This is a genomic window from Halobacillus dabanensis, assembly GCF_900114165.1.
Taxonomy (GTDB): Bacteria; Bacillota; Bacilli; order Bacillales; family Halobacillaceae; genus Halobacillus; species Halobacillus dabanensis.
Genome location: NZ_FOSB01000001.1, coordinates 571,985 through 598,602 on the forward strand (window position 1 = coordinate 571,985; position 26,618 = coordinate 598,602).

Consider the following 26,618-nt stretch of genomic DNA (forward strand, 5'->3'; position numbering starts at 1 on the left):
TTTTGCTGACGAACTTGAAGTCATTTTTATTGCAGAACTGGATGGGAAAACGAAATAGGATCTCCAGACGATGGGTGAATAGGGAAGAGATGGGGTAATGTCCTTAAAAGGAAAGTTTATTTATGATGGACAAGCGATCGGAAAATCAAAAGCTTTTTGTGCAGTGAGGAAGCGTCCTTCATTACATAGAAAAATATTCATTAATGGAGGAAAAAACTTTTTAGGGGAGCGGATGAGGATGAACCTAACAAAAGATAGGATAGCACAAACGAGCAATTGGATGAAACGCAATGCCCGGCCATTAGAAAGAGCCAGGTGGCATGCTCTTCTGGAAGGTGGCCTGAAAAGTGATGTGATTCCTTATATCCGGGCCTTTCAAAATGATGACGGCGGATTCGGGCACGGGATCGAACCGGATTTTTGGCTGCCAGCTTCTTCTCCTATGGCGACATGGGCAGCAGGGCAGTATTTATACGAACTTGATGTGGCGTCCAAAGAGCCGGTTGTTTTGGACATGATCACATACTTGATGGAAACATACGAGCCTGACACTGGCATGTGGCCGACAGTCCTTCCTGAAACGAATGATTACCCCCATGCTCCCTGGTGGCACTGGAAAGAAGGAGTCCAGGAAAACTGGATGTTCAATCCTGCAGCTGAGCTCGCCGGTTTTCTCATTCACTGGTCGTACGAAAACAGTGAAGCGGCCGAAATAGGGTGGTCCAGTGTAGAGATGGCCCTTCCAAGACTGATGGATATCGATATGATGGATTTTCATGAAGTGAACTGCTACCAGCAGCTCATGAACGTTTTGTTTCATTACAGGGAAACATTGAAAGAGCGCACCTCTTATTCTTATGAGGACGTGAATGCGAAGGTGTTCCTTCTTGCAGAGCGTTGTATAGACAAAGATGTCAGTCAATGGGGAAAAAGTTATAAGCCGCTGCCCTTGGACTTGATCACGAGTCCGAAACACCTGTTAGCGGAAAAATATGCCCGGCTTGTCTCTGAAAATCTGGACTTTTATTTGGAGACGATGAATGAAGAAGGTGTGTGGGACATCTCGTGGGACTGGGGAGAGCCGACGGAAGCTTTCCATATCAGTAAAAGGCAGTGGCAGGGTATTCTTGCTGTCGATCGCTATCAAAAGCTGAAACGGTTCGAACGTCTTCCTGAAAAATGATAGCTTATAAAACTTTTCCTCTCCCATGATTGAGCGTTTAGGGTTGGTGATTCAGCGTCACCAACAAGGGAAGAGGCTTCGTCCATCTTTTTTACCGATTTATTATTTACATGCGTTTGAAGGAGACACAAGGATGGAACTGAAAAAGATGAGTACATTACCAGAACAAATGAAAGTCGATTTCTTCACCCAGCACTGGGGAAGCCCTCAAATGGTCCTGTCCAGCGGGGTTTTCGATTGTCATACGCTTGATGATTTTTTCGCTTTCGATGGTACTCAAATCGCAGGCGTTATAACTTATGTCATTGAGGGAGAGCGTGTGAAGTGATATCCCTCGACAGCCTCAAAGAAAACAAGGGTATTGGTACATTACTGTTGAGGAAAGTGGAAAACGCGGCTCAAGAACACGGGTGCAACAGTATCAAACTAGTAACAACGAATGATAACCTTCATGCTTTGGAGTTCTATCAAAAAAGAGGCTTCCGGATGGTGGACATTTTACATGATGCGGTTAAAAAAGCCCGTAAAATCAAACCGGAGATTCCTCTGATGGGTTCACATGACTTACCTGTGCTGGATGAAATCGTACTTAGAAAAAGCTTGGCGTAAGGTAAAGAAGAGAAAGGGAAATTATCCGATGAAAGAGTTTCTGCAATATTTTATAAGTTTTTTGGTAGCAAGTATCCTCTCCGATTTGGTCTTTGGAATTTTCGGATTCGAATACGACATGTTCCGGGACGATTTTGATTTGTTATCCCTGATCATTGATGTTGGTGTGTTCCTGGCGATTGGTCTGTTTACGCTTCATTTGTTGAAGAACTATGTAATCAAAGATGAGGGGTAAAGGCTGGGTTTAATAGAGAGGAATAGAAGAGAAGCCGGATCACTGTCACTGTAATCCGGCTTCTTTGTCGTTTATGCTTTTATTAATTGTAGTTTCAAAACGCTTTCGTCGTGAAGGCAATTCATATAACAAACCATGTATGGCACACGCTCATAGGGGTAATAGGAAATGGAAGTAGGGGTGATGTTCATCCATTCATATAAATCCTCTGTGGAAGCCAGGTCCTTTAATATTAATTGTATATTTTCACCATCAAGCGAGGCAAAACTTGCTGAGACGTATCCTTCATTTTTAATGAATTGAAGTAAGTCCATTGTATGCTCCTTGTAGTGTGACCTCACAATAAAATTTTCCCTGTATAGCTTATCAATAAACTTGTTCCGAAAAGAGCATTGTCTATAAACTGGAATATTCTTTTATTATTATTTCACAATAACAAAGATTTCTATAACTGGCTAGTTATATTTGTGTTACGTTATTCTTCCTTCCTATATATGAATCATGTTCCCCATTAATCTGCCTTTTAAAGGCCCTCTCCAATACCATCCCTGAGAGGACCAAGAAACACCCTCCTACCTAGTAAAGTATAAATCCCCTTCTTTAATAGTAAGGCGAAATCATTAAGTAGACGATCACACCGGTCAAGCTGACATATAACCATAGAGGCATCGTCCAGCGAGCGATACGGCGGTGTTTGTCCACTTTCATTGCCAGGCCGCGGAATAGGGTGAGAAGTGCGAGCGGTACAATTAACGCAGCAAGTACGATGTGCGTGATCAATATAAAGTAATAGATTGCAGCTACGATTCCTTCTCCGCCGAAAGAGGTCGACTCTGCCATCGAATGATAGGTAAGGTAGGAGACGAGGAACAAGGCCGTTGACGAAAATGCTGCGAAAATGAACCGCTTGTGCCAACGAATGTTTTTTCTAAGGATCATGAACAGGGCTGCCAGTAAGAAAACGAAAGTGAACGAGTTCAGCACCGCGTTCAATAATGGAAGCAATTTGATATCAAAACCTGTGTCGCCATCCATTTTCGGCAAGAACAACAGGGCGACAACGATCAGGTTGATTGCAATCGATAGTCCCACGACCCATGGGACATAGTTGAAGTCTTTCTTCATAGAATCGATCCCTTCTATTTTCATTATTAGAATCCTAGACTAGTATAAATAAAAAGCAGGGGAAATGCTATGACAGAAATGGAACAATGTGTTTATCAAACAAAAGTGCCTGACCCCCAGTGCATTAACACTTTAGCGAAGCGGGGGTCAGGCACCGATAAAAAAAGCCTGGAACCCTCCAATTAGCAGAGTACCAGGCTTTTTAAATTGTTCCGTTTTTTACTTGCTTTCCTCCGGCAGTTTATACACACCTTCTTCGTCGTGGATTTCATCTCCTACAAGCGCCGGGTTGAACACACACACGACGCGGAAGTCTGTTTTCGCACGCAGGTAGTGTTTTTCATGTCCGTCGAGACAATACATCGTCCCAGGCTTGATTTGATATTTCTTGCCGTCATCCACCGTTTCGATCTCCGCTTCCCCTTCGATGCAGTAGACCGCTTCGATATGGTTTTTATACCAGATGTACGTTTCTGTTCCGGCATAAAGGAGGGTATCATGGAGACTGAACCCTACGTTATCGTCTTTCAACAGAAATCGACGGCTCTCCCAATTATCATCTTTCACAACACGTTCCGTTCCTAGCAGATCTTCCAATTTAATGACATTCATACGGTAACTTCCTCCTTGCCTAACACGGCTTTGATACTTTCTTCAATGATATCCAACCCTTTTTCAATACCTTCCTCATCAATCATCAGCGGTGGGAGCATTTTCAATACTTCATCGTCTGGTCCGGACGTTTCAACGATCAGACCTCTTTCGAAGGCGGCTTCTGCCAATTGACCGGATAATCCTGCTTTTGCACTTGCGATGCCGAGCATGAGACCACGACCGCGGACTTCTCCCTGTAGTTCAGGATATTCATCTACAAACTGATTCAGACGTTTTTTGAAAAGCTCACTTTTACTCAGGATCGACTCGCTGAATGCATCGGTTTTCCAGTGGTTCAACGCTTCCGCAGCTGTCACGAAGGCCAGGTTGTTGCCACGGAATGTGCCGTTATGCTCTCCAGGTCCCCAAATATCATATTCCGGCTTGATCAACGTGATCGCCATCGGCAGTCCGCTTCCGCTGATCGATTTGGACATGCAGATCACATCTGGAGAAATGCCTGCTTGTTCAAAACTGAAGAATGTACCAGTACGCCCGCATCCGGCCTGGACATCGTCGACAATCAACAGGATGTCGAGGCGGTGACAAAGTTCTTCCACTCTTTTCAGCCATTCGAAACTCGCTGCATTGATTCCGCCTTCCCCTTGTACGGTCTCCAAAATGACAGCTGCAGGCAGATCGATGCCACTGCCACCATCTTCGATCATTTTTTCGAGATAATCGAGCGAATCGATACCATCCATATAGTCATCGAAAGGCATCGCCATGCTGTAGGTGAGCGGAATGCCGGCACCGTGACGCTTGAAGGCATTTCCAGTTACAGATAAAGCACCGATCGTCATGCCATGGAAAGCATTCGTGAACGTCACCACTTTTTCACGGCCCGTCACTTTTCTGGCGATTTTGAGCGCACTTTCAACCGTATTGGTTCCAGTAGGGCCTGGGAACATGATTTTATAATCCATCTCTCTAGGCTTTAAAATGACCTCATTGAACTTCTGCAAAAACGCTGCCCGGGCATTTGTCGCCATATCCAGACTATGTAAGAGTCCGTCACTTTGAATATATTCGATCAACCTTTGCTGCATAGCATCATCATTGTGGCCGTAGTTCAACGCGCCGGCTCCTGCGAAGAAATCGATGTAATCCTTTCCTTGCTTATCCCACAATTGATATCCTTTCGCCTTTTCAAAAATGGTAGGGAAGCTGCGGCTGTAGCTGCGCACCTCTGATTCATAATTTTCGAATACACTCATGTCTGTTTTCTGATTAGAAATAGTCATTAAGATTAGGTCCTCCTAGTTTTTTAGTGGTCCAATTCTGAATGTGTTTTCTTGCTCATGTTCTTCTCCTGGAAAATCATCTTCTTTGAAGCAGACACTAATGTTGCAGGGTACCTCTTTCTTCTCAGCAAATCCTTTGAACAGTTGTTGGGAAGGTTGATTCGAGGGGGAAACCGTTGCCTCGATGAATGCCACATCATGCCGGTCCAAAATATGATCGATCATTCTTGTCGCAAGCCCATTTCCCCGTTCCGTTTCAGCGACGGCTACTTGCCAGATGAATAAAGTATCAGGGGAAGACGGGTCGATGAATCCGGAAATGAACCCGACTGTCTCCTCGCCATCTTTCACCACCACCGAGGTGTCACTGAAAAATTCACACCACAGCAGGTAACTGTAGGATGAGTTCAAATCAAGGATCGGGATATTCTCGATCAGCTCATAAACAGAAGCCCCGTCTGATTTTTCTGGTACGGAAAATTGATAGTGTTTCACATCTTCAGTCGTCGTAGGAATGAAAATCACCTCTCTTATTTTTTTCTGAAAGTTCTGCCATCTGCTCAAGTTAGACATTAATAAAGCCTCACCAGAAAGTCAAAGCCGCTTAACAACGGTTTTTAAGGCAAAGACGTGCTGAGTCGGACTGAATGGAAAATTTTAAGGGGCATTCTTTAGCAAAGTACCGAATAAGCCTTCATTCTCTATTTTTTAAAAAGCCGTGGTCTAAAACCCTTATTGTAGAAAGGGTTTAGATATTTGGAACTATACGATAGAATTTTTTGAAATGATTCTATCGGCTTATATGCCTGCGGGGACGTTTCTCACCGTATTTGCCGCAGGTTGGAGAGGTGATGATAAAGGTGCTTTTTACCTATGAAAAAAAAGCGGCTGCCTTTTTAAGTCAGGCAGCCGCTTTAAGGTTATATGATTTTTTCTTCGAGAAACTAATGTACCTTCCATCAACTAATCGCCACACGCGAGGTCAGCTGTCAACGTTCCCGCCCTATACAATTACAACAGGGGGGAGGGGCCTCTCCGAGATGACAAAGGGTGAAAAAGGTAGGGGAAATCTCAAGCTAAATAGAACCATTACCGCGGAGGAAACCAAAATAACAGGGGATATGCTAAAACACACGTTGTTCAGCGCGATAAGCAACTATATAATCAGCAAACAAAAACGCCTGGATCAATAATAGGAACGGGTTCTGTTTTGAAGTACAAAAGTGAAATAGCCTATCTAATAGCAGTACAATTAGCAATCGGTTTGGGCTGCTTGTTTTTATTGATTTAAAGGACTTTGCTTACTAAAACAAACACAAATAAGCATAAAATTTAACACCCTATTTAGCAAGATAACCCAATCTTTTGGCGCGTATCGGATTAGTATGTCAAATAGAGTGTTAATTTTCTTTCTTTCGAGAAGGCTTTCAGGATATATATGTTAAGGGAGGAAGTTATTCAACTAACGAGCAGTTTAACGCAAGAAAAAGGTACTTTCTAACTAAAGTTTAATGTTAAAATAATACAAAACATGGAGGAGGTATAACATGATAAAATATCCATCCTTGAAAAAAGGTGCAACGATAGTGGTAACGGCACCATCATCTGGAGTTCCAGCTAATTACATAATTTGTTGAATTTGGCATTTGAAAGTATGAATAGGAAAGGCTTCAATGTCATCAGTGGCGAAACTGCCTGGACTCAACATAAGGCAAAGTCTGCATCTGCTGAAAAGCGTGCAGAAGAAGTTAATAACATGATGGTTAATGAAAATATTCAACTTATTATTCCTCCTTGGGGCGGAGAATTACTTATTGAGGTACTTGAATATATTGACTTTGAGAATATACAGAACAAGTGGGTATTAGGTTATTCTGATATTAGTTTGCTATTGTTAGCAATAACTTTGAAAACTGGTGTCGCTACTGCACATGGAACAAATTTAGTGGATTTACGAGGAGAATATTCAGATGATACAACAGAAATGTGGCAATCTGTTTTGTCTACCAAAATAAGGGAGTCAATACTCCAATATTCATCAGAAAAATATCAAAAGGAATGGCAATTTGATAACCCGACTCCTCATATTTTCAATCTAACAGAACAAACGTGCTGGAAATCAATTGGAAATGATAATGTTAAGATGCAGGGACGTTTACTTGGTGGATGTATTGACACAATTAGGCATTTAGTTGGTACGCCATATGGGGAAGTACAAAAATTTAAAGAGAATTATATTAAAGGAGATTCTGTTATTTGGTTTCTCGAGAACTGTGAGTTATCCACTACTGACCTGCGTAGGTCTCTCGTACAAATGAAATTATCAGGTTGGTTTGATGATTGTAGTGGGGTTATGTTTGGTAGAAGTTCGGCTAATACACCTGTTGCAGATTATACAGTTGAAGATGTCTATAAAGAGCTTTCAGAAGAGCTTCAAATTCCTATTTTATACGATGTTGATTGCGGTCATGTCCCACCACAGATTACCTTCATAAACGGAGCATATGCTGAAGTTGAATTGGATAATGGTCGAGGTACTGTGTTACAAACTTTTAAATAAAATATGTTTGATATTAAATAACTATTGTTAAGCTAACGGTTGCTTTAGTTGAATAAGAGGTCGATTAGTTCATCACAAAAGGAGCTTGGGTTTCCAAGCTCTTTTTTATTGTGCTATTTTCACTGTCAAATATGGTTAAACGAACGCACCCGTTAGCTTAATGATCTTCCTTCCAACCAATTTGCTCAATAATAACAGCTATAACTTCATTTTCATTAAATCCGAACTCTATATTGATCCTATTACCTTTATCAAAATATCCAACCGTATCTAAGCCGCTTTCAACCCTTTCATAATAGTTCTCACCGTATTCTTTCATTACTTTTTCTTTTGTATCCCCGATCTTAATTTCTTTAGCAGTTTGATATATTGTGGAGCTTTCGTGTGTTCTCCGAATGAAAAATCGAATAACCTCTTCATCTTCAACACCAAACTCCACACCATCATAGCTTAAATATTTTGACTTTGTATCTTCTATTTTTTCGACTTCATTTGGTTTGCCAAAAGTGTTTATTACATCGCCCTCCGATGAATTTATTGATATAGAATGGATATTCTCATCAGAGAGGTCAATACTCTCTGTGCTTTCATAAAAATCCATCGTTTCCTTCGCTAATGGGTCACATCCTATTAAAATTAAAAACATGATTACAGTTGAAATCTTCAGATTTATCCTCAAAATAATTCCCTCATTTTTATGCATTAGGATATTTTACCAGAAAAACAAATACCCTTAATCAATAATACTGCACCGTTAGTTTTAGTATGTTCCTTCACAAATTCTATATATTTCAACATAAAATAACAATCAACTTACTGGTTTTAAAAATTCATTCTGACTATGTTATTTCTTATGTTTCCCTCTAGAAATGAAAAAAAGATGGGGTTCCATGTTCCAGCTCTTTTCCATGCCCTGGGTGAATAGGCAAACAACTCTTATCGAAATCCATACGATAGTACAAAGGGAGGAGTGTTTGCTTATGGAAGGGAGAAACCTGTTCCAGCGCTTTATCGGTGTCGGACTGGAACTGAACATTGCCGGAGCTTTAGCTGTCTTTTATACATCACTACAGGATACAGGCAGAGGATTTGAACCGAATCCCGTGTTTTGGAAGGCGTTCCTCATCATCCAGATGACGTTCCTGATTGTCATTCCGCTTGTAGCGAAAGGAAGAACGTTAGCGATGTTGTTGACCAATCTGACGGTCACATCGAACAATGGGAAGAAACTGAATTTCATCCAGATTCTTTTACGAGCCATATTAGGCTTCGGTCCTGTCATCTGGACCGGCGGACTCTGGTATATGGTGTCCTTGATCACAAGCCTGATGGACCCAACTGGACGTGGCTGGGGCGAGCTTGTATCCTACACGACGATAAAACAAAGAAATCCTGATTGAGTACGGCCCTTCGCCCGTGCTCTTTTTTATGTAAGGACAACTTTTCTTTTTTGGAAGAGGGAAACCCCGATGGTAATGAATATCACCGTAATGTGGAGCACCGATCACATTATTGTCGATCTTCTCCTTACTTCAGACTTTTTCTTATTGATTCATCCCAATAATCATCGACAGGGTTGCTTCTCCCGAAATTCCGGAGACCATTTCCGATGAAATAGCCAGCAAGAGCGATGCCGGCCGCTAAAATGACAAAATCTAAATTGACTTCCATGACTAATCCTCCGTTCCTTGATTTTCCCCTATTCCATACGTCTCATTACGGCTAAGGTTTCATTCTCCTCTGGGAATTCTTGTATTTTTTGCGTGCCTGACCCCCAGTACGTTAATACTTTAACGGAGCGAGGGTCAGGCACTTTGCACGATCACAAAAACGAACATTATTAATTTTCACCCAATAAAAGTTCGACTTTCTGTTGATTATGGAGAATATGTCTGCTATATTATCATCTAAGCAATAACATAAAAATATCGTTACTCGTATATCCTCGGTAATATGGTCTGAGTGTCTCTACCTGGTTCCCATTGAAAGAACTAGACTACGAGTTGAAGTGTCCGGCTGTTCAGCTTTTATTTGCTGTGGCTAATTTTATAATTCGGCATTCGCTATACTTATGCTTAATTATGTATGCTTTGACTTTCGTAGGTCTGGAAGGTAGATATCATTCTACATTTCCAGGCCTTTTTCTTTTCGACCAAAAAATTACGGGGATCTCAAAGAAGGGGGGCGGAAGGACTGCTTGCAATGCACTTTGGTGATTTTTTCAGGAGAGTGAGTTGTGAAACCTAGAATGCGGGGGAGTCCTTTATATCTCGATTAAGGTAGGGGGCCTCCAGTAATTGATTTATGAAAACATGGAGAATCGTCATAATTCGAAAGGGGAAGTAAAATGACCACACTAACTTTAAGCAGAAAGAGCACAATAAAGACGTTGAATAATATTGCTGCATGCGGTCTGGATGTATTCGGTGAAGAGAGTTATACAATCGATCAGGACAGCGAGAATCCGGATGCCATTATTGTACGCAGTCATAACATGCATAACATGGAACTTGATGAAAATATTAAGGCAATCGCCAGGGCAGGTGCGGGTGTCAATAATATTCCAGTAGAAGAGTGTACCGAGCGTGGGGTTGTTGTTTTCAATACCCCTGGTGCTAATGCGAATGCCGTAAAAGAGATTGTATTAACTTCCTTGATGGCTTTATCCCGCAATATCTTTTCCGGAGTGAATTGGGCGAAGACATTGGAAGGAGAAGGAGATCGAATTCCGGCCCTTGTAGAGAAGGGGAAGAAACAATTTATCGGAAAAGAAATCAAAGGAAAAACGTTGGGCGTCATCGGTTTGGGATCGGTCGGTTCTCTAGTAGCAAATGATGCCCTCGATTTGGACATGGATGTGATCGGTTTTGACCCGTTCGTTTCTGTCAATACAGCCTGGAATCTGTCCAGCAATGTACAACGCGCCATGACGATCGAAGAGCTGTTCACCCGTTCTGATTATATTACCGTACATATTCCGTTAACCAATGACAATAACGGGATGTTCAACGAAGAAGCATTCAACATGATGAAAAAAGGTGTCAATATTTTAAACTTTTCCCGCGGAGAGTTAGTAAATGAAGAGGATATGGCAACTGCACTAGAAAGCGGAAAAGTAGATAAGTTTGTGACAGACTTTCCGAATGAAAACGTGTTGAAAATGAACAATGCTATCCCGCTCCCACATCTTGGTGCATCGACGAAAGAATCGGAGGAAAACTGTGCTGTAATGGCAGCTCGTCAGGTTCGGGATTTTCTGGAAACAGGCAATATCAAAAACTCCGTGAATTTCCCGAATGCTTCTCTGCCTTACACAGGGAAACGCCGTGTGACTGCTTTCCACGATAACGTCCCGAACATGGTTGGCCAGCTCACTTCTGTTTTATCTGATGATAGCTTGAATATCGCGGATATGGTCAACAGAAGTCGAGGAGATTCTGCTTATACAATGATCGATATCGAAAATGAAGTAGAGGATACGGTTATTCCTGACTTAGAAGAGAAAATCCGCCAGATCGAAGGGATCGTTACTGTCCGGATTATTTAAAATCAAGATGGTAAAAATGACTACCTGAAGGCAAGCATTCGATGGAGTGCTTGCTTTTTTTATATGAATGTATTTTTCCATGAACCCTGGAAGTTTTGCATTAGTTAGGAATTCGACATTTTTGTTTTAGTATTCGACACGGGAGATTAGGAATCCGACAATGTTATTTACATTTTCGACACCACTTTTCCAGACATCGACACAATTTTTTAGGGATCCGGCAAAATTGCAAAGGAATAATCATAGAGGAAAAATTAACCTTTCGCAGAAGTGTTATATATAAGCAATAAGCATGAGAAAGGGGAAGGTGGATATGGAAAAAATCAACCCTATAACCTTAAAAGGTATAAGAGAAGTCGAAGAAAAGAAACTGGTTGGATTTCGTGTAGTGTGTGAAGATATGGCGGGTTATGGGCAAGAGATCCCGAAAGCATCAATGGCATTACACCGCCGTAAAAATGAAGTGAAACAAATCGTGGAGCCGGTTAAACTGATCGGGGCATTTAAAGCTGCAGAAACTTCCGAAGAAGACGACGGATATTGGGTGTGTTATGAGGTTCATGATTTTGAGGATATTCCAGACGGGATGGTTACCCTGGTGATCCCTGCACAAAATTATGCGGTTCTGAACTTTAAAGGCCATGCATCAGAAATTTTCAAGGTATATACTCATCTGCATAAATGGATCGAGGAGAATGGACATACAAGAGTGCCGGATAAGTGGTCATTAGAAATTTACTCAAAATGGACGGAGAATGAGGATATTGTCGATTTATGTGATCCGGTCGTTTAGTTAATATAAAAAAGGGATTAAGTTCTGTCACCTCAGGAGTAGAGAGGACTTATATTGTCTTGCCCGTAGTCAAAGGTGATGACTTGTTTCGCTTATTTTATCCCAACTAAAGATACTACATATGCACATTCACAGTTTATGAGGAATCAGCTTTCGATTTTACGAATCCTGAATTAACTAATTTTCACCAACATTTGATAACAGTAAGCCCCACCTTTCTTTGAGAGGGTGGGGCTTTTTCTGTATTACCACATCTATCTTTAGTGGGAAATATGCATCAATAGCTCTCTTTTAAGAAAGGATTTTTATTTCCCATTAAAATTCGGAATTGCATTTTGCATGCTTTGGGCAGGCTGACTATTTTGTGCTCTTTGAGCCATTTCCTGTGCCCCGCCATTTTGATTCATTCTATTTATTCCATACATAGCTGCTGCTCCGATGGCCCCTGCTGCTCCTAATGCTAACCAAGAGTTTCCTCTGCCTGCCATTTATATCATTCCTTTGAAGTGGATTTGGTAAAGGGAGTACACGACTATTCTGCCACGAGTAAAGCATTTTATAATGGTTTATTTAGGTAGTGCCAGATGTATGATACATGCCTTTTTGTAAATATTAGAGGTTGAAATAGGAGGTGAATAAATGAAGATAAAAGGAACGATTTTGCTGGGCTTATTACTCTCATCTGTTTTGCCTGGTTGCGCAGTCAACGAACAAGAGGAACCAAAAGACGTTAACTTCCAACCGACACGTTATGAGCAAGGCGATCAAAGAAATCGTCTGGACAGAGACAATCGCGAGGATACGAGACCTGATGTCGACTATCCAATCATCGACCGGGAGAATGAGGAGATCGATTTTGGTGACCGGGAGATCGAACTTGACGAAGGACCTTTGGATGAAAGAAACAATAATGATAATAACCGGGAAATGGATGAATAACTGATATAAAGCGTCATGCACATCTGAAAAAGCCCTGGTCGGTGCCAGGGCCTATCTAGACCTGATGAATTTTATTTAAGGAACATCGACGGTTGACTTCGAAATACTCCATACCTTCCCTTAATTCCATAAGCAACCTCTAATATTCAGCGACATCAGGAGAGTCCCCACTCGAGAACCCATACCTGCTTTGCCGTAGCTGTGCTCCCGGCTTTTTCATTCCTATAGCATTTTAATCATAAAAAGGGGCATCACAAAATACCTGATTATTCTCCTTTATTGAGACCTTCATTTACCAGTTTACTTCTAATGCCGTTGTGATATCATATATATTAACAGAACAAACGTTCGCATTTTGTGTTAAGGGATGTGATGATAAATGAATGGAATTTTGAGAAGAGCTTTAGAGGAGAAGCAGACACTTGAACTGATCTACATGGCTGACAAAGGGAAGATATCTCAGAGGGTGATCCGGGTGGTATCGCTAAAAGAGGAGACAGTCCTGGCTTACTGTTATACTCGAAAAACTGTCCGGTCATTTAAGCTTGCCAATATTTTGTCTGTAACCCCTTATAAAGAAAGGGAGAGATATAGAAAGACACCCTGAAATCAAGGTGCTAGGAAGCGACAATAGGTGGAACGTTATAATAGGAGAAAGCAGCAATATAGGAAAGTTATATATGTAGAAAAAGAACCACACAAATAGTGGTTCTTCAATCTCTCATCGATCCCGCCTCACGGGATGTCATGCTTCCTATCCCTTCGCTTACATCCTTTTGAATTTCCTGCTTTACTTTATTTGGGTCTGTCCTGGAATAACCTGGTGCCATCATTGATTTCTGATTCTCTTTTCTTCCTTCTCCAACCTCAGTTCCTGTCTGGTTCTTTGGCATTGCCAATCACCTCCATACGCTTAGGGTTAACAATAATTCAAATCTTAATCGGGTGCATAGTTCTTGGCTACAGTGCCTAATCCCAAAAAAGGGGAGCGTCATTTTTTAAGAAACCATTTTTTTAATAAAAAGGCAACTGTTGAGTAGAAGGCGTTGATGGCATTCCTATTTCTGTTTGATAAAAAGAAAAATAACAAAATATTTCTAAAAACACATTGACGAAAGCGTTTGCAAGGAGTATAGTCTACTTAAGGTAATCGATTACGTAAACGATTAAGTTAGTTTTAGAAATGAGGATTAACCATGGTTTCCATTAAAGATGTTGCAAAAAAAGCCCAAGTCTCTACAGCAACTGTATCTCATGTAATCAATGAGACAAGATTTGTAGCAGATGAAACCAAGCAAAAGGTATACCTGGCGATGAAGGATCTGAATTACCAGCCTAACCGGATTGCAAGAAGTCTCAGGAGCCGTAAATCGAATACGATCGGACTTTTGGTTCCATTAGTTGCAGAAGATACATCCAATTTTTTCTTCATGAGTATTGCGAATGGAATTGAAAAGGTGTTGAAAGAGAATGGATATAACTTAATACTTAGTAATTCCAATGAAGATGAAGTAACGGAAAAAAATCAAATTCGCGTTTTTAATACGCAATTGATTGACGGATTGGTCATTGCTCCTGTAAACGGGGAAGATTCAGCGTACAATAAGGAACTAACAGGTGACTATCCAGTCGTTTATATTGACCGTCATCCGAGTGGTGTGGAAGGGGATATAGTTCTTGTTGATAACCTGCGAGGGTCATATGAAGGTGTCCGCGCTCTACTGAACAAAGGATATGAGCGGATTGGCTTTATCACAGGGACCCTGGGGATTACTACTAGTGATGAGCGCTTGAAAGGATATAAACAAGCCCTGAAAGAAAAAGCGATACCCGTAAGGAAAGAGTTCATTAAAGAGGGGCCAGCTACATTTGAACAAGGATATCAATTAGCGAAAGAGCTTCATGAAGCAGAAGTAACTGCTTTGTTTGTTGCAAATAATGTCATGACGATGGGAGCTGTTTCTTATCTTAATGAACATCAGGTTAAAATTCCTGAGGAAATCGGCATCATAGGATATGACGATTATGACTGGATGAAGATCACTTCTCCCCCTTTATCTGTCGTCAGGCAGCCGGCGTTTGAGATTGGTAAAGTAGCTGTTGAGCAACTGCTTAAGAGAATAAACGGGTCAAAAGAGAAATTTGCAGAAGTCATGCTTGATGCAGAGTTGGTACAGAGAGGTTCCTTTTAAAGTGAGCCTTCTCTTTTTAACCATAAGGTAAACGATTACGTAAACGTTTTTATGTAGTGGAAGGTTATCTGTGAGCGTTCAATTATGAAAATGGGAGGTACGGAGAATGAAAAAATTATTGTACTTGCTGGCAGGGGTTCTATTGGTGCTGATGATGGCGGCTTGTTCGAGTGACAGTTCCACTAATTCAGAAGGAAGTAGTAGTAGTTCGGGGGAGAATGCAACAAGTGACACAGTGGAGACTGGTTCTGTTGATACAAGTGTTGAAGCTACAGGGGATGAAGATGTAATGCTTGATTTCTGGATTCACCAAACAGGAGAAGATGAGACAAACGCGTACATTGAATTGATTGATGCATTCAACAAAGAGCATGACGACATACATGTGAACGCAGAAGTCATCATTGATGACGGAGCAAGTGCTTACAGTGACAGTATTAATGCTGCGCTTGTAGCAGGAAACCTGCCGGATGTGATGGCAGTGGATGGTCCTTACGTCTCAAGCTTTGCTGAAGCTGGAGTGATTCAGCCGATCGATAATTACATTGACGAAGAAACGAAAAGCCAGTATGTAGATTCGATCATTCAACAAGGCACATACAACGATCAATTGTATTCCTTAGGAGCAATGGAAGCTTCCGTCATGCTTTATTACAACAAAGACTTGCTGGAGGAAGCAGGGATTGAGCCGGCTAATTCTTTAGAAGAAGCCTGGACGTGGGATGAATTGATGAAGAATTCTAAGAAACTGACCACAGAAGACCGTTATGGACTGAACTTGTTCATGAACTACGGTGTTGGTGAATGGTTGACGTTTATGGGAGCACCGCTTGCCTGGTCTAACGGAGGCGCGTTGATTTCCGAGGATGGCACAAAAGTGGATGGCTATTTAAATAGTCCGGAAACCATTGAAGCTTTAAACTATGTGAAAGATCTATTTGCTGAAGGTGTTGTTACAGATAGTCCTGGTGAGATGCAGTTTGAAGAAGGAAATGCAGCCCTTGCTTTAGGCGGTCCATGGATTGCTGTTTCTGCTGAAGACGCAGGTTTGAACTGGGGGATGATGCCGTACCCTTACAAAGACGAAAAAGTGTCTCCATCTGGAAGCATGGCTTATGCGGTAACAAATAATACAGAAGATCCTGAAGCAGCTGTCGAGCTTATGAAGTGGATGACGAATGAAGAAGCAACAATCAAAATCTCGAAAGCTACAGGCATGCCGCCGGCACAGAAATCTGCATTCGAAACCATGGAGAAATTCAATGAGCTTCCATGGAGCATCATGAAGGAGCAAGTCATCCAAACAGCCCATGCCCGCCCGGCTACCCCTGCTTATCCGGTATTGACAGATGCGTTTGCTCAATCCTTCCACGCCGCTGCTCTGGGAGAAGATGTAGAGAGTGTGGTGGAACAGCAGGTTCAGCGTGTGGAACGTGAATTGAAACGTTTTGAAGAGTAGTCCGACCAATCATCGGAGCCTGGGGGTATCCAGGCTCCAGATGATTTTTAAAGACCGGCCGTCCAAGCATTTGAAAGAGAGGGTGAACAAATATGAAAGGGAATAGTTCTTCTGCGAAACAACTGACCGATCAGGATCATTATGAGGCTCCATCTGAACCATCGATCAAAAAGGTGCCGCCAAAGAGGAAGAAAAGAAGAAAGTCACAGGCATTCCAGGAAGCTTTGACAGGATACTTCTTCTTAGCTCCTGCCTTAATCCTTCTGGGAGTATTCCTTTTGTATCCGATGGGAGCTGCTTTCTATTATAGTTTTACAGATTTCTATATTTTAAAACCAGATGATATTTCTTTTATAGGGTTCGAGAATTTCTCTTATATATGGCAGGATGCTCAATTCCGACAAGCCTTTTGGAATACCGTTTATTTTTCTGTCATTGTCGTTCCTGTTCAGCTGGCGGTCGCGTTAGGGCTTGCGTTGCTCATTAATAAGAAATTGAAGTTCCGCGTGTTTTTCCGAACGGCATTTTTCTCACCTGTCGTGATGTCTTTGGTTGTGGTATCGATTCTATGGACATTTATGTACAATCCGAATGAAGGTTTGATCAATCAGCTGCTCGGCGTCATAGGAATTTCCCCGCAACCATTTCTGACAAGCCCTGATCAGGCAATGAATTCAATCATTGTCATGTCTGTCTGGCAGGGGGCCGGTTTCCAGATGATGATCTTCCTGGCTGGCCTGCAAAACATTCCGAACCATTTATATGAAGCGGCAGATATTGATGGTGCAACCAGTTGGCAGAAATTTTTACATGTGACTTTGCCAGGTTTGAAAAACATTGCCTTGTTCATTTTTATTACGATCAGTATTGCTGCCTTTAAATTACTTGTCCAGCCGATGATCATGACACAAGGGGGACCGCTTGGGTCTACCAAGTCCCTGGTTTATCACATCTATGAAACTGGATTTAACTATAGAGATGTGGGTTATGCATCAGCAATGGCTGTCGTATTTACAATGATTGTACTTACTATCACCATTATTCAGCGTGTGCTCATTCGTGAGGAGAGGGGGTAAAAGCTATGAAAAGAAAGAAAAGGATTCAGAGAGTCGTCTTATATGTTTCTTTGATTATACTCACATTCATCTTTCTCTTTCCCTTAGTATGGATGCTTGTTTCATCGTTGAAAGATGAGTTTCAAATCTTCAGGGATATGAAATCACTGAAAGCCTTTCTGCCTCCGGCTCCCAATGAAGTAGAAGGAGGATACCTGCACAATTATATCGCAGCTTTTCAACGTGTAGACCTTTTGAAGTACATTATGAACAGCTTGATTTATACGACCGGCATCATTTTCTTCGGGCTTATTGTCAATTCAATGGCAGGTTATGCCCTCGCCCGGTTCCGTTTTCCACTGGCTGGTTTTTGGCTTGGAGTCATTATCGCGACCCTGATCATCCCGCCGGAAAGTATCTTTCTACCTCTCTACGTTTTGGTGTATGACCTTGGGTGGGTGAATACGTATACCGGTTTGATTGTACCGTTTATCGCGAATGCTTTTGCTATCTTTTTATTCCGGCAGTTTTTCCTCGACTTTCCTAAAGAATTGGAGGAAGCGGCCAAAATCGATGGCTGTTCTCAAATCGGAATCTTCTTCCGGATTATTGTACCGCTTTCTAAACCGGTGTTTGCTACGGTGGCGATCGTCTTATTTATCAATCACTGGAATGACTTCCTCTGGCCGCTTGTTGTAGCTTCGGATGAGAGTATGCGGACAATCCAGATTGGACTTCAATACTTCATGAACGAACCACCAATCAAGTGGGGGCAGGTGATGGCTGCTTTAACGATTGCCACTGTACCAATGCTGTTGATTTTTGCTTTCCTGCAAAGGTACTACGTACAAGGATTAACACACACAGGTTCAAAAAATTAAATGATTGTTCCGCAACTGTCAGGCGAAAAGGGGAGAACCTTCGCCTGACAGGAAGGATTACTTATTGTTGGAAGGAGTGCCATAACATATGATTCAAAACCAGTCGTTGATGACGAATGGATATTATCAGGAGAGGTATCGGCCTCACATCCATTTCACCCCCGAACAAATGTGGATGAATGACCCCAATGGTCTTGTTTACTTTGAAGGGGAGTATCATCTCTTTTATCAATATCATCCAGATAGTAAACAGTGGGGGCCGATGCACTGGGGACACGCGGTAAGTAAGGACCTGATAGCGTGGGAACATCTTCCTGTAGCACTATATCCGGATGATCTTGGCATGATATTTTCAGGGAGTGCGGTGGTCGATCAGAAGGATACGAGTGGGTTTTTTGATGGAAAACCGGGACTTGTTGCTGTTTATACCCATGCAGATGGAGATTTACAAAGGCAGAGCATTGCTTACAGCAAAGACCGGGGACGGACATGGGTGAAATATGACGAAAATCCGGTGATTCAAAACCCTGGCATCAAGGACTTTCGGGATCCAAAGGTTTTCTGGCATGAGAAGACAGAGAAGTGGGTGATGGTGCTTGCTGCAGGGAGAAAAGTTCAATTCTACACCTCCCCTGATCTGAAGCAGTGGACCTATGCTAGTGAATTTGGAGAAGGATGGGGCGAACAAAAAGGGGTTTGGGAATGTCCGGATCTGTTTCCTCTCACGAATGAAATTTCCGGGGAAAAGAAATGGGTGCTGCCGATCGGGATTGATGCAGGCGCTCCTTCAGGTGGATCTGGCACGCAGTATTTCATCGGATCCTTTGATGGGAAGCACTTTGTTCCTCATCAGCCGAAAGAAGCGGTCCGCTGGCTTGATTACGGCAAAGACTTTTATGCGTCGCAGTCATTTTCCGATGTCCCGGATAGAAGGGTGATCCTTGCCTGGATGAGCAATTGGCAATATGCCAATGACGTGCCGACAGATCCGTGGAGAAGTGCGATGACGATCCCAAGGGAATTGACTTTATCTATGGTGGAAGGTCAGGAACGACTTATTCAAAAGCCTATCGCAGAGCTTACAAGTTTGATAGAAAAGCGAATGGAGAAGGAGCCTTTCTTTCTGAACGAAAAGCAGTCCATCGAGATCATCCAGCCTGCTTCCCCTTTCTTATGGGAAATGGATGTGGAAATAGAAAAGGGAGGCGTATTCGAAGGACGGTTATTTGCAAATGAGGAGGCAGGTCTTAGGGTTGGAATTGATCGTGAAAGAAATGTTATATACGTTCAACGAGACAGGGCGGAAATTGATTTCTCAAAGGAATATGTTTGTACTTGTCAGGCACCTTTGAGTGGGCATCATTCGTCCTTCCATCTCAAGCTGGTATGCGACCATTCCTCGGTCGAATTATTTCTTGGCGATGGAGAAATAAGCATGACGAATTTATACTTACCGGCAGCTGATCATGAAGCTCAGTTAAAGATGGAAGCTGTCCGCGGAACGGTAGAAGTGAAACAATCGTCTGTTAGTGAACTGACATCTGTCTGGAGACCGAACGCTTAAAGAAAGAACAGGAGGATGAAAATGAAAGGGACTGGGAATCTGATCTACCTTGTATGTGACTGGTTGATGCGGCTTGCGATTTTAAATGTATTGTGGATCACTTTTACACTTATGGGTGGCGGATTCTTCGGTATCTTTCCTGCTTCTGCCGCCTGTGCAGCTTTATTGAAAGAGTGGATAGCGGAGCGGCGTCCTCATCCGGTAGCATTTTATTGGAATATCTATAAACGATCCTTTCTTTCTGCGAATGTTGTGTTCCTATGTACGTTTGTTTTACTGATGCTTTTAGGGTTCAACATCTATACAAGTCTGCAATTCACAGGGATATGGTTCTACCTTTTCTTCAGCGGTACCGTGTTTTTGGGGGGAGGTGTGTTGATGACGGCAACTTTATCGTTCATCCCTCTAAGTCATGGAAAGAAGGCAAAAGAAGCGTTGAAAAACGCCCTTCATCTTCTACTGCTTTCCCCTGGTCGTCTGCTTTCTTTTATCGCCGGGTTTGCCCTGCTTCTACTGTGTATTCGGTTCATCCCTGGCATCCTGCCGTTGTATTCCGTAAATATCATCCTTCTGTTAACCGTCCTTTTGTTTCCTTTTCAACAAGAGGCTCAAAAGCCCGTCTCACTGTAGGAAAGAACAGACGGGTTTTCTTTTTACCTTGGTTTTAAAGCGAACAGCGCACAGTTTTGACAGCGCTTACATTTTAAAGGAGGAAAATTATTTGAGAAATGTGATCCGTCGGTGCCCCACCGTTTTGACGATTGTCCTATTAATAATAGCTTTGTTTCCGACCTATACGATGGCTGAGGAAGGGGGGCAGGAGAGTCAAGGAGCTTCGCTTGATCCATACCGGTCCCAATTTCATTATTCACCAGCTGAAAATTGGATGAATGACCCAAATGGAATGGTCTATTATGATGGGGAATATCATTTATTCTATCAGCATAATCCCACGGGTAATCAATGGGGACCGATGTATTGGGGACATGCGGTCAGCAAAGACTTGATCAACTGGGAGGAGCTCCCTATAGCGTTGTATCCCGATGAAAAAGGGTTCATCTGGTCAGGGAGTGTAGTCGTAGATAAACAGAACACAGCAGGGTTCCAAACGGGTGATCAAGCGCCTATGGTCGCTGTCTTCACTCATGAAAAAGCAGGACACCAAACCCAAAGCCTTGCTTACAGCAATGATAAAGGACGAACCTGGACGAAGTATGAAGGAAATCCGGTCATGGAAATGCCCGAAGATACGGACGTTTTCAGAGATCCAAAAGTATTCTGGCATGAAGGGACAGGTCAATGGAACATGGTTGTGTCCGCGGGGCAGCGTATCGAATTTTACCAATCTGATAATCTAAAAGATTGGCAGCATACCGACACCTTCGAACGTCCGGCAGATGCTACAGGGGTTTGGGAGTGCCCGGATCTTGTAGAACTGCCGGTAGACGGAGGTGGAAACGGAAAGAAATGGGTGCTGATGATGAGTGTGAGTGAAGGTTCTTCTGCCGGCGGCTCTGGTATGGAGTATGTCGTAGGCGATTTTAATGGAGAATCTTTTTCCGCAGAAATGAAACCGCTTCCTTTGGATTATGGGGCTGACATGTATGCCGGAGTAACGTGGAACAACCTGCCGACAGAAGATGAACGTACGATTTTGCTTGGCTGGATGAATAATTGGCAGTATGGGCAGGACATACCGACAGAAAACTTCCGTGGAGCTATGTCTATTCCGCGCGAATTGAATCTTCGTACAGCAGAAGATGGCACATACCAACTGCAACAGCAGCCTGTCGCTGAATTCGAACAGCTGAGAGGAGAAACCGTAGAGCGAAAAGATGAAATAGTGAAAGAAGGAAGTCAGAAGCTTGGCGATCCTGTCAATGACTTGCTTGAAATAAACGCTACTTTTGATATCGATCAGTCGTCTGCAGATTCCTTCGGGTTTACGTTGAGAAACGAAAACGATCAATCGACGACGATTGTTTATCACACAAAAGAGGAGAAGATCGCTGTTGACCGTACTTCATCAGGGGAGGATGACTTCTCAGAAGATTTTGCAGCCGTCCATGAAGCTCCGCTAAAAGGGCAGGACGGGAAAGTCCATATGAGAATCCTTTTGGACCGGTCTTCTGTGGAAGTGTTCGGGAATGGAGGGACCACCGTACTGACCGATCAGATATTCAGAGATGCGTCCTCTTCCACACTGGAAATGTTCAGTACTGGAGGAGAGGCGTACCTTAGTCAATTGAATGTGACAGATTTGGATAAGGCGACCGTGGAACCTGTGAAAATGACTATTCCTGAAGATGTTCCGAACACCTTGGAGAACGGGGACTTCGAAACTGGCGATTTAACAGGATGGACAGCGAGCGGAAGTGCCTTTACCCACGGAGTTTCTCAAACAGAAACGTACTGGGACGGCATACCTTTTGAACAGGAAGGAAAATCCCACCTCTGGGGTTTTTCGGAAAACGTCAGTGATTCCGATTTCCGGACAGGAACGCTTCAATCTGAACTTTTTCAATTAAGCGGAAAAGGACAGGTGGAATTTCTTATCGGCGGTGGGCAGGATAAGGAACGCTTATATGCAGCCCTTGTCCGGGCGTCAGACGGGAAAGAACTCTTCAAAGCTACAGGAGCCAATGACGAGAAATACCGCCGTGTCTCCTGGGATGCCAGTGCCTACCTTGGTGAAACGCTATACTTGAAAGTAGTGGATTACCATAATGATGGATTTGGCCATATTAATGTCGATGATTTTCAAGTGTATACAGAAGGAGAGCCGGTGGGAGATGAGCTTGAGAACGGTGATTTTGAAACGGGTGATTTAACAGGATGGACCGTCGTTGAGGGAAATGCTTTCAGCCCTGCTGATGTAACCAATGATACGGATTGGGGCTGGGGTGGGCCGTTCAATCACCAGGGAGACTACCATCTGTGGGGCGCCAAAGACGGTGGGGACGGGCAAACCGGCGTCCTGCGTTCCTCTTCCTTCATCCTATCTGGAACAGGGACGATTTCTTATTTGATTGGTGGAGGAAATGATCCTGACCACTTGTATGTAGCCCTGGTACGGGCGTCCGATGATCAAGAATTGATGAAGGCAACCAATACCGAATGGAACGACTCTGAGGAATATTCGAAAGTCGTTTGGGATGCTTCCGAGTATTTAGGGGAAGAAGTTTATCTGAAAGTCGTTGACAGCTCTACAGAAGGGTGGGGGCATATCAATGTGGATGACTTCCAGGTGAAGCAGACCGGCCCGCTTGCTCATTGGCCGTTTGATGAACAAGGAGGAATGACTACGAAAGAAGAAGTCAGTGGACAATCCGACCCTGTGCACTACGTGTTTAATGACGCGGTGTATAAACCATCCACGGATCCGTTATGGCGGCCAGGATTGGTAGGAAACGCCTTATTATTTGATGGCTATTCCACGTGGGTCACTAAAAAGGAAGACCAATTTGTCCAGCCCAAAGATGCCCTTACCATAGAAGGATGGGTAGCTCCCCGAGCGTATGAGTGGGGGGACCTCAATCAAATATCAGCGATCGTCAACCAGCATGATAAGTCAAAAGGCGAAGGATTTATTTTAGGGATGGGCCGGCACGGGAAACTTTTCTTCCAGGCAGGTATTAATGGCGATTGGCAAGAGGTTTCCACAACGGCTGATCAAGGGTTGGAAAAAGATCAGTGGTCCCATGTGGGGGCTACTTTTGATCGCAGCGACCAATCAATGAAACTTTACTTGAATGGAAAACTGGTCGGAGAGACAAAAACAAGCAATGGAAGGATCACACCGTCCAGCGAAGATCTATTAATTGGTAAACACAACCAGGCTGCACTTATTAATGGGGTGTTTGATGCCAATATGTTCAATGGTTTGATGGATGAAGTGAAAATAGCAAATGAGGCGAAGTCACAAGAAGAGATTAAAGAAGCGTATCAGTCTATGGTAGATAGCTTTGACGATAACGCCCTCCCTGAACCATCCCTGGACTGGGACCGCACGCGTTACGATGGCGATCAGCATCGACCACAATATCATTTCATGCCTCCGGAACATTGGATGAACGAACCACACGCACCGATTTTTTATAATGGAAAATATCACATCTTCTATCAAAAGAATCCACAGGGACCGTATTGGCACCATATCCATTGGGGACATGCGGTGAGTGAGGATCTTGTGCATTGGGAAGAGCTTCCTACCGCTCTGGCACCGGAAGCGGGCTCCGTAGCTCCAGACGGGGTATGGTCCGGCAGTGCCACCCTCGATGAAAGTGGGGAACCGGTCCTATTCTTCACGGCAGGGGATGATAGTAAATTCCCGAATCAAATGACAGGGCTTGCTGTTAGTGAGGATCCAAGTGACCCGGAATTGAAGGAATGGCGCATGCTTGATGAGCCAGTAACGGTACAGGAAGAAAACCTTCCGGCAGAAGTGGGCGAAGTGATGTACGGACAGTTCCGCGACCCATTTGTCTGGAAAGATGGAGACACCTGGTATCAGCTTATGGGGTCAGGAATCGATCAAGTTGGTGGAACAGCACTGTTATATTCCTCGAAGGATTTGGAAAACTGGACCTACGAGAAGCCTTTCTTTACCGGAGATTCAGAAGCCTATCCGAAAACGGGCGATGTATGGGAACTCCCTGTATTTCTGCCGCTCGGAAAAGATGACTCCGGAACGGAAAAATATGCGTTCTTTATTAATCCATGGTTCGATGGATATAGTCCGCATAATGTCAAATACACCTTCTACTGGGTAGGCACGTGGGATAAGGAAAACCTGGAGTTTGTACCTGATCATGAAGAACCGAAAATGTTTGATTATGGTGAGCATTTCACAGGTCCAAGCGGCATGGTGGATGAAGACGGCACGCCGATTTTATTCAGCATTGCTCAAGACAAACGAAGTGAGCAGGAACATTATGACGCAGGCTGGGCGCACAATGCTGGACTGCCTGTGGAACTTTCCTTGAGAAACAATCATGATCTCGGAGTGCAGCCGATCCAGGAACTGGAATCTTTAAGAGGCGATTCATTGGTATCCTTTGAAAATAAAGGAATCAAAGAAGCGAATGAGATGCTACAGGGTGTGGAAGGCGACATGCTTGAAATCATCCTGGACATTGATCCGAAACAAGCAGATAAAGTGGGCATTAAAGTACGTCAGAGTGAAAATGGCGAAGAAGAAACACTGGTGTATTACGATACAACGAAAGAAACGTTTGCGATCGATCGAAATCAATCCAGCCTGGACCCGGATGTGAGTAAAGGGGTCCAAGGTGGAGAATTGAAATTGAACGGCAACCGTTGGCAACTTCACCTTTATTTGGATCGTTCGATGGTGGAAGCGTATGCAAATGGACAGAAGAGCATCACTTCCCGCGTCTATCCTACAAGTTATCAAGCTCTTGGCATAGAGCTTTGGAGTGAGGGAGGCGATCCAGAGGTTGTTTCCATGGATGTCTGGAAAATGAACGGTGCCTTCGGTGATACCGTCCCTGTTTATGAAAAAGAAACAGAAAAGGTCCCGCCTCATGGGGAGCTTGAAAATCATGACTTTCAAACCGGTGACTTAACGGGCTGGAACATCGTAGAAGGGGAAGCCTTCTCTGATGCACATGTGACAGCGAAAGACGATTGGGGCTGGGGTGGCCCGTTCGACCAGGCCGAAGACCAGATAGACCCTGAGCGATATCACCTCTGGGGATTCCTTGATGCAAGCGGTGGCGATGCAGCCACAGGTATTTTAGAATCACAAGTCTTTGAGCTTGGCGGCAATGGAAAGATTGACTTTCTGATTGGCGGTGGCAACAACATCGACCAACTATCTGTCTCCCTTATTCGGACCTCGGATGGGAAAGTACTGAAGCAAGCGACAGGAAGAAATCAGGAAACGTACCGTCGAGTCGAATGGGATGCTTCTGAGTTTGTGGGAGAAAACCTCTTGATTCGCATTACAGACAAGGCAGAAGGAGGCTGGGGGCATATAAATGTGGATGATGTCAACGTCCCTGTGGCCTTGAGTGAAGAAGAGAAACTTCTCGGTCAGCTGAAGGCGATGGATCTGCAAACAGGAAAAGATCTTGATGAGAAACTGGAACTTTATCAGGATGCAGAAGAGAAAATAGTGGAGAAAAAAGAGACTTTAATTTCGATCAAGAACGAAATGATCGACTTTCTGGAGAAGAAATTAGATTTGAAGAAAAAAGATTATTCGCTCAGTTCGATCCAGCTACATTTTCTTGTAAAGCATGCGATGGAAGAAACCGGAGCCCATCAACCTTCCGATGCAGGAAAAGTCCAGGGGTATGTGATGGAGAGAGTGAACAAACATGCGACAGGAAAAGAAGTTCGCGGTGTCATCGAGAAGTACTTGAATTAAACGAAAAGGTTCTGTTCCCAATCGGGACAGAACCTTTTTTTGAGCAAACCGTCATGTCTTTTTCAAACGCGTTTTCATCATAGAACCGCTGTGCATACAAAGGTTTTTATAAATCAAATAGATGGCAAATGGCGGTTTGTACCTTTACACCCTACAGGGGACTTTTTTGTTTTCAACCTCGTTC

At 43.3% G+C, this 26,618-nt stretch carries 26 protein-coding genes, 1 pseudogene and 1 riboswitch; of the genes and pseudogenes, 18 read left to right on the forward strand and 9 right to left on the reverse strand.

The window, feature by feature from the left end; translation table 11 throughout:
• Window positions 1-97 precede the first annotated feature (97 nt).
• The 4 genes from BMZ58_RS02980 to BMZ58_RS02990 are packed head-to-tail and all read left to right on the forward strand — an operon-like array spanning window position 98 to window position 2,027.
• The gene (locus BMZ58_RS02980) at window positions 98-1,183 is read left to right on the forward strand and encodes a hypothetical protein (RefSeq protein ID WP_244151477.1); all 1,086 of its coding nucleotides are present in this window, start codon (window positions 98-100) and stop codon (window positions 1,181-1,183) included.
• 25 nt (window positions 1,184-1,208) lie between these two features.
• The gene (locus tag BMZ58_RS21725; RefSeq protein ID WP_425268637.1) at window positions 1,209-1,511 is read left to right on the forward strand and encodes a hypothetical protein; all 303 of its coding nucleotides are present in this window, start codon (window positions 1,209-1,211) and stop codon (window positions 1,509-1,511) included.
• Window positions 1,508-1,792: a GNAT family N-acetyltransferase gene (locus tag BMZ58_RS21730; protein ID WP_425268638.1), complete on the forward strand. Its 285-nt coding sequence runs from the start codon at window positions 1,508-1,510 to the stop codon at window positions 1,790-1,792. Before BMZ58_RS21725 ends, BMZ58_RS21730 begins: the two co-directional genes overlap by 4 nt.
• 28 nt (window positions 1,793-1,820) lie before the next feature.
• Complete coding sequence (locus BMZ58_RS02990; RefSeq protein WP_083412487.1) at window positions 1,821-2,027, forward strand: hypothetical protein; 207 nt, start codon at window positions 1,821-1,823, stop codon at window positions 2,025-2,027.
• Between the two features lie 71 nt (window positions 2,028-2,098).
• Here the strand turns inward: BMZ58_RS02990 and BMZ58_RS02995 are convergent, their stop codons facing one another.
• The 5 genes from BMZ58_RS02995 to ectA form a co-directional block, all read right to left on the reverse strand.
• Window positions 2,099-2,341, reverse strand: coding sequence for a hypothetical protein (locus BMZ58_RS02995; protein WP_075035038.1), 243 nt, complete (start codon window positions 2,339-2,341; stop codon window positions 2,099-2,101).
• Between the two features lie 286 nt (window positions 2,342-2,627).
• Window positions 2,628-3,176: a DUF420 domain-containing protein gene (locus BMZ58_RS03000; protein ID WP_244151478.1), complete on the reverse strand. Its 549-nt coding sequence runs from the start codon at window positions 3,174-3,176 to the stop codon at window positions 2,628-2,630.
• A gap of 195 nt (window positions 3,177-3,371) precedes the next feature.
• Window positions 3,372-3,764, reverse strand: coding sequence for an ectoine synthase (locus BMZ58_RS03005; protein ID WP_075035039.1), 393 nt, complete (start codon window positions 3,762-3,764; stop codon window positions 3,372-3,374).
• Complete coding sequence (gene ectB, locus BMZ58_RS03010; protein ID WP_425268640.1) at window positions 3,761-5,056, reverse strand: diaminobutyrate--2-oxoglutarate transaminase; 1,296 nt, start codon at window positions 5,054-5,056, stop codon at window positions 3,761-3,763. Before ectB ends, BMZ58_RS03005 begins: the two co-directional genes overlap by 4 nt.
• A gap of 9 nt (window positions 5,057-5,065) precedes the next feature.
• Window positions 5,066-5,545, reverse strand: a complete 480-nt coding sequence (gene ectA, locus BMZ58_RS03015; RefSeq protein WP_244151479.1) for a diaminobutyrate acetyltransferase — start codon at window positions 5,543-5,545, stop codon at window positions 5,066-5,068.
• Between the two features lie 356 nt (window positions 5,546-5,901).
• Here ectA and BMZ58_RS03020 point away from each other — a divergent pair, with 356 nt between their 5' ends.
• A complete protein-coding gene (locus BMZ58_RS03020) occupies window positions 5,902-6,243 on the forward strand; it encodes a hypothetical protein (protein WP_075035041.1) in 342 nt (113 codons plus the stop codon).
• A gap of 354 nt (window positions 6,244-6,597) precedes the next feature.
• Window positions 6,598-7,610: pseudogene (locus BMZ58_RS03025) on the forward strand (S66 family peptidase).
• Window positions 7,611-7,767: 157 nt separating this feature from the next.
• Here the strand turns inward: BMZ58_RS03025 and BMZ58_RS03030 are convergent.
• Window positions 7,768-8,313 (reverse strand): hypothetical protein, encoded by a 546-nt coding sequence (locus BMZ58_RS03030; RefSeq protein ID WP_139207270.1) that lies wholly within the window; start codon window positions 8,311-8,313, stop codon window positions 7,768-7,770.
• Window positions 8,314-8,590: 277 nt separating this feature from the next.
• Between BMZ58_RS03030 and BMZ58_RS03035 the strand changes: the two genes are divergently transcribed.
• Entirely contained in the window at window positions 8,591-9,010 is a 420-nt protein-coding gene (locus tag BMZ58_RS03035; RefSeq protein WP_075035043.1) for an RDD family protein, read from the forward strand.
• Window positions 9,011-9,137: 127 nt separating this feature from the next.
• Here the strand turns inward: BMZ58_RS03035 and BMZ58_RS20970 are convergent, their stop codons facing one another.
• Entirely contained in the window at window positions 9,138-9,281 is a 144-nt protein-coding gene (locus tag BMZ58_RS20970) for a hypothetical protein (RefSeq protein WP_167360014.1), read from the reverse strand.
• A 244-nt stretch (window positions 9,282-9,525) separates the two neighbouring features.
• A riboswitch (purine riboswitch) is annotated at window positions 9,526-9,629 on the forward strand.
• A gap of 328 nt (window positions 9,630-9,957) precedes the next feature.
• On the opposite strand from BMZ58_RS20970, the gene BMZ58_RS03040 reads away from it, so the two are divergent.
• Window positions 9,958-11,157, forward strand: a complete 1,200-nt coding sequence (locus tag BMZ58_RS03040; protein ID WP_075035044.1) for a phosphoglycerate dehydrogenase — start codon at window positions 9,958-9,960, stop codon at window positions 11,155-11,157.
• A gap of 313 nt (window positions 11,158-11,470) precedes the next feature.
• Window positions 11,471-11,950 (forward strand): GyrI-like domain-containing protein, encoded by a 480-nt coding sequence (locus BMZ58_RS03045; RefSeq protein WP_075035045.1) that lies wholly within the window; start codon window positions 11,471-11,473, stop codon window positions 11,948-11,950.
• Window positions 11,951-12,255: 305 nt separating this feature from the next.
• On the opposite strand, the gene BMZ58_RS03050 is transcribed toward BMZ58_RS03045, so the two are convergent.
• Window positions 12,256-12,438: a hypothetical protein gene (locus BMZ58_RS03050; protein WP_075035046.1), complete on the reverse strand. Its 183-nt coding sequence runs from the start codon at window positions 12,436-12,438 to the stop codon at window positions 12,256-12,258.
• A gap of 151 nt (window positions 12,439-12,589) precedes the next feature.
• Here BMZ58_RS03050 and BMZ58_RS03055 point away from each other — a divergent pair, with 151 nt between their 5' ends.
• Both BMZ58_RS03055 and BMZ58_RS03060 read left to right on the forward strand, forming a co-directional pair.
• Window positions 12,590-12,889 carry a hypothetical protein gene (locus BMZ58_RS03055; protein ID WP_075035047.1) on the forward strand — a complete coding sequence of 100 codons (300 nt, stop codon included), beginning with the start codon at window positions 12,590-12,592 and terminating at the stop codon, window positions 12,887-12,889.
• 379 nt (window positions 12,890-13,268) lie between these two features.
• On the forward strand, window positions 13,269-13,496 hold the full coding sequence (locus tag BMZ58_RS03060; RefSeq protein WP_075035048.1) for a WYL domain-containing protein: 228 nt from the start codon (window positions 13,269-13,271) through the stop codon (window positions 13,494-13,496).
• Window positions 13,497-13,602: 106 nt separating this feature from the next.
• On the opposite strand, the gene BMZ58_RS03065 is transcribed toward BMZ58_RS03060, so the two are convergent.
• Complete coding sequence (locus BMZ58_RS03065) at window positions 13,603-13,782, reverse strand: hypothetical protein (RefSeq protein ID WP_075035049.1); 180 nt, start codon at window positions 13,780-13,782, stop codon at window positions 13,603-13,605.
• A gap of 303 nt (window positions 13,783-14,085) precedes the next feature.
• Here BMZ58_RS03065 and BMZ58_RS03070 point away from each other — a divergent pair, with 303 nt between their 5' ends.
• The 7 genes from BMZ58_RS03070 (at window position 14,086) to BMZ58_RS03100 (ending at window position 26,434) form a co-directional block, all read left to right on the forward strand.
• Window positions 14,086-15,081: a LacI family DNA-binding transcriptional regulator gene (locus tag BMZ58_RS03070; RefSeq protein ID WP_075035050.1), complete on the forward strand. Its 996-nt coding sequence runs from the start codon at window positions 14,086-14,088 to the stop codon at window positions 15,079-15,081.
• A gap of 106 nt (window positions 15,082-15,187) precedes the next feature.
• On the forward strand, window positions 15,188-16,540 hold the full coding sequence (locus BMZ58_RS03075) for an ABC transporter substrate-binding protein (protein ID WP_075035051.1): 1,353 nt from the start codon (window positions 15,188-15,190) through the stop codon (window positions 16,538-16,540).
• Window positions 16,541-16,632: 92 nt separating this feature from the next.
• The gene (locus BMZ58_RS03080; protein ID WP_083412489.1) at window positions 16,633-17,616 is read left to right on the forward strand and encodes a carbohydrate ABC transporter permease; all 984 of its coding nucleotides are present in this window, start codon (window positions 16,633-16,635) and stop codon (window positions 17,614-17,616) included.
• Between the two features lie 5 nt (window positions 17,617-17,621).
• Window positions 17,622-18,476 carry a carbohydrate ABC transporter permease gene (locus BMZ58_RS03085; RefSeq protein WP_075035052.1) on the forward strand — a complete coding sequence of 285 codons (855 nt, stop codon included), beginning with the start codon at window positions 17,622-17,624 and terminating at the stop codon, window positions 18,474-18,476.
• 88 nt (window positions 18,477-18,564) lie between these two features.
• Window positions 18,565-20,040 carry a glycoside hydrolase family 32 protein gene (locus BMZ58_RS03090; RefSeq protein WP_075035053.1) on the forward strand — a complete coding sequence of 492 codons (1,476 nt, stop codon included), beginning with the start codon at window positions 18,565-18,567 and terminating at the stop codon, window positions 20,038-20,040.
• Window positions 20,041-20,061: 21 nt separating this feature from the next.
• Complete coding sequence (locus BMZ58_RS03095) at window positions 20,062-20,670, forward strand: YesL family protein (RefSeq protein WP_075035054.1); 609 nt, start codon at window positions 20,062-20,064, stop codon at window positions 20,668-20,670.
• 100 nt (window positions 20,671-20,770) lie between these two features.
• Window positions 20,771-26,434, forward strand: a complete 5,664-nt coding sequence (locus tag BMZ58_RS03100) for a GH32 C-terminal domain-containing protein (protein ID WP_244151483.1) — start codon at window positions 20,771-20,773, stop codon at window positions 26,432-26,434.
• Window positions 26,435-26,618 lie beyond the last annotated feature (184 nt).

Bases quoted from the DNA above. Each gene is read 5' to 3' on its own strand.
- BMZ58_RS02980 (WP_244151477.1), top strand. From the start codon at position 98: ATGTCCTTAAAAGGAAAGTTTATTTATGATGGACAAGCGATCGGAAAA.
- BMZ58_RS21725 (WP_425268637.1), top strand. From the start codon at position 1,209: ATGATTGAGCGTTTAGGGTTGGTGATTCAGCGTCACCAACAAGGGAAG.
- BMZ58_RS02990 (WP_083412487.1), top strand. From the start codon at position 1,821: ATGAAAGAGTTTCTGCAATATTTTATAAGTTTTTTGGTAGCAAGTATC.
- BMZ58_RS02995 (WP_075035038.1), bottom strand. From the start codon at position 2,341: ATGGACTTACTTCAATTCATTAAAAATGAAGGATACGTCTCAGCAAGT.
- BMZ58_RS03000 (WP_244151478.1), bottom strand. From the start codon at position 3,176: ATGAAAATAGAAGGGATCGATTCTATGAAGAAAGACTTCAACTATGTC.
- BMZ58_RS03005 (WP_075035039.1), bottom strand. From the start codon at position 3,764: ATGAATGTCATTAAATTGGAAGATCTGCTAGGAACGGAACGTGTTGTG.
- BMZ58_RS03020 (WP_075035041.1), top strand. From the start codon at position 5,902: ATGATAAAGGTGCTTTTTACCTATGAAAAAAAAGCGGCTGCCTTTTTA.
- BMZ58_RS03030 (WP_139207270.1), bottom strand. From the start codon at position 8,313: ATGCATAAAAATGAGGGAATTATTTTGAGGATAAATCTGAAGATTTCA.
- BMZ58_RS03035 (WP_075035043.1), top strand. From the start codon at position 8,591: ATGGAAGGGAGAAACCTGTTCCAGCGCTTTATCGGTGTCGGACTGGAA.
- BMZ58_RS20970 (WP_167360014.1), bottom strand. From the start codon at position 9,281: ATGGAAGTCAATTTAGATTTTGTCATTTTAGCGGCCGGCATCGCTCTT.
- BMZ58_RS03040 (WP_075035044.1), top strand. From the start codon at position 9,958: ATGACCACACTAACTTTAAGCAGAAAGAGCACAATAAAGACGTTGAAT.
- BMZ58_RS03045 (WP_075035045.1), top strand. From the start codon at position 11,471: ATGGAAAAAATCAACCCTATAACCTTAAAAGGTATAAGAGAAGTCGAA.
- BMZ58_RS03050 (WP_075035046.1), bottom strand. From the start codon at position 12,438: ATGGCAGGCAGAGGAAACTCTTGGTTAGCATTAGGAGCAGCAGGGGCC.
- BMZ58_RS03055 (WP_075035047.1), top strand. From the start codon at position 12,590: ATGAAGATAAAAGGAACGATTTTGCTGGGCTTATTACTCTCATCTGTT.
- BMZ58_RS03060 (WP_075035048.1), top strand. From the start codon at position 13,269: ATGAATGGAATTTTGAGAAGAGCTTTAGAGGAGAAGCAGACACTTGAA.
- BMZ58_RS03065 (WP_075035049.1), bottom strand. From the start codon at position 13,782: ATGCCAAAGAACCAGACAGGAACTGAGGTTGGAGAAGGAAGAAAAGAG.
- BMZ58_RS03070 (WP_075035050.1), top strand. From the start codon at position 14,086: ATGGTTTCCATTAAAGATGTTGCAAAAAAAGCCCAAGTCTCTACAGCA.
- BMZ58_RS03075 (WP_075035051.1), top strand. From the start codon at position 15,188: ATGAAAAAATTATTGTACTTGCTGGCAGGGGTTCTATTGGTGCTGATG.
- BMZ58_RS03080 (WP_083412489.1), top strand. From the start codon at position 16,633: ATGAAAGGGAATAGTTCTTCTGCGAAACAACTGACCGATCAGGATCAT.
- BMZ58_RS03085 (WP_075035052.1), top strand. From the start codon at position 17,622: ATGAAAAGAAAGAAAAGGATTCAGAGAGTCGTCTTATATGTTTCTTTG.
- BMZ58_RS03090 (WP_075035053.1), top strand. From the start codon at position 18,565: ATGATTCAAAACCAGTCGTTGATGACGAATGGATATTATCAGGAGAGG.
- BMZ58_RS03095 (WP_075035054.1), top strand. From the start codon at position 20,062: ATGAAAGGGACTGGGAATCTGATCTACCTTGTATGTGACTGGTTGATG.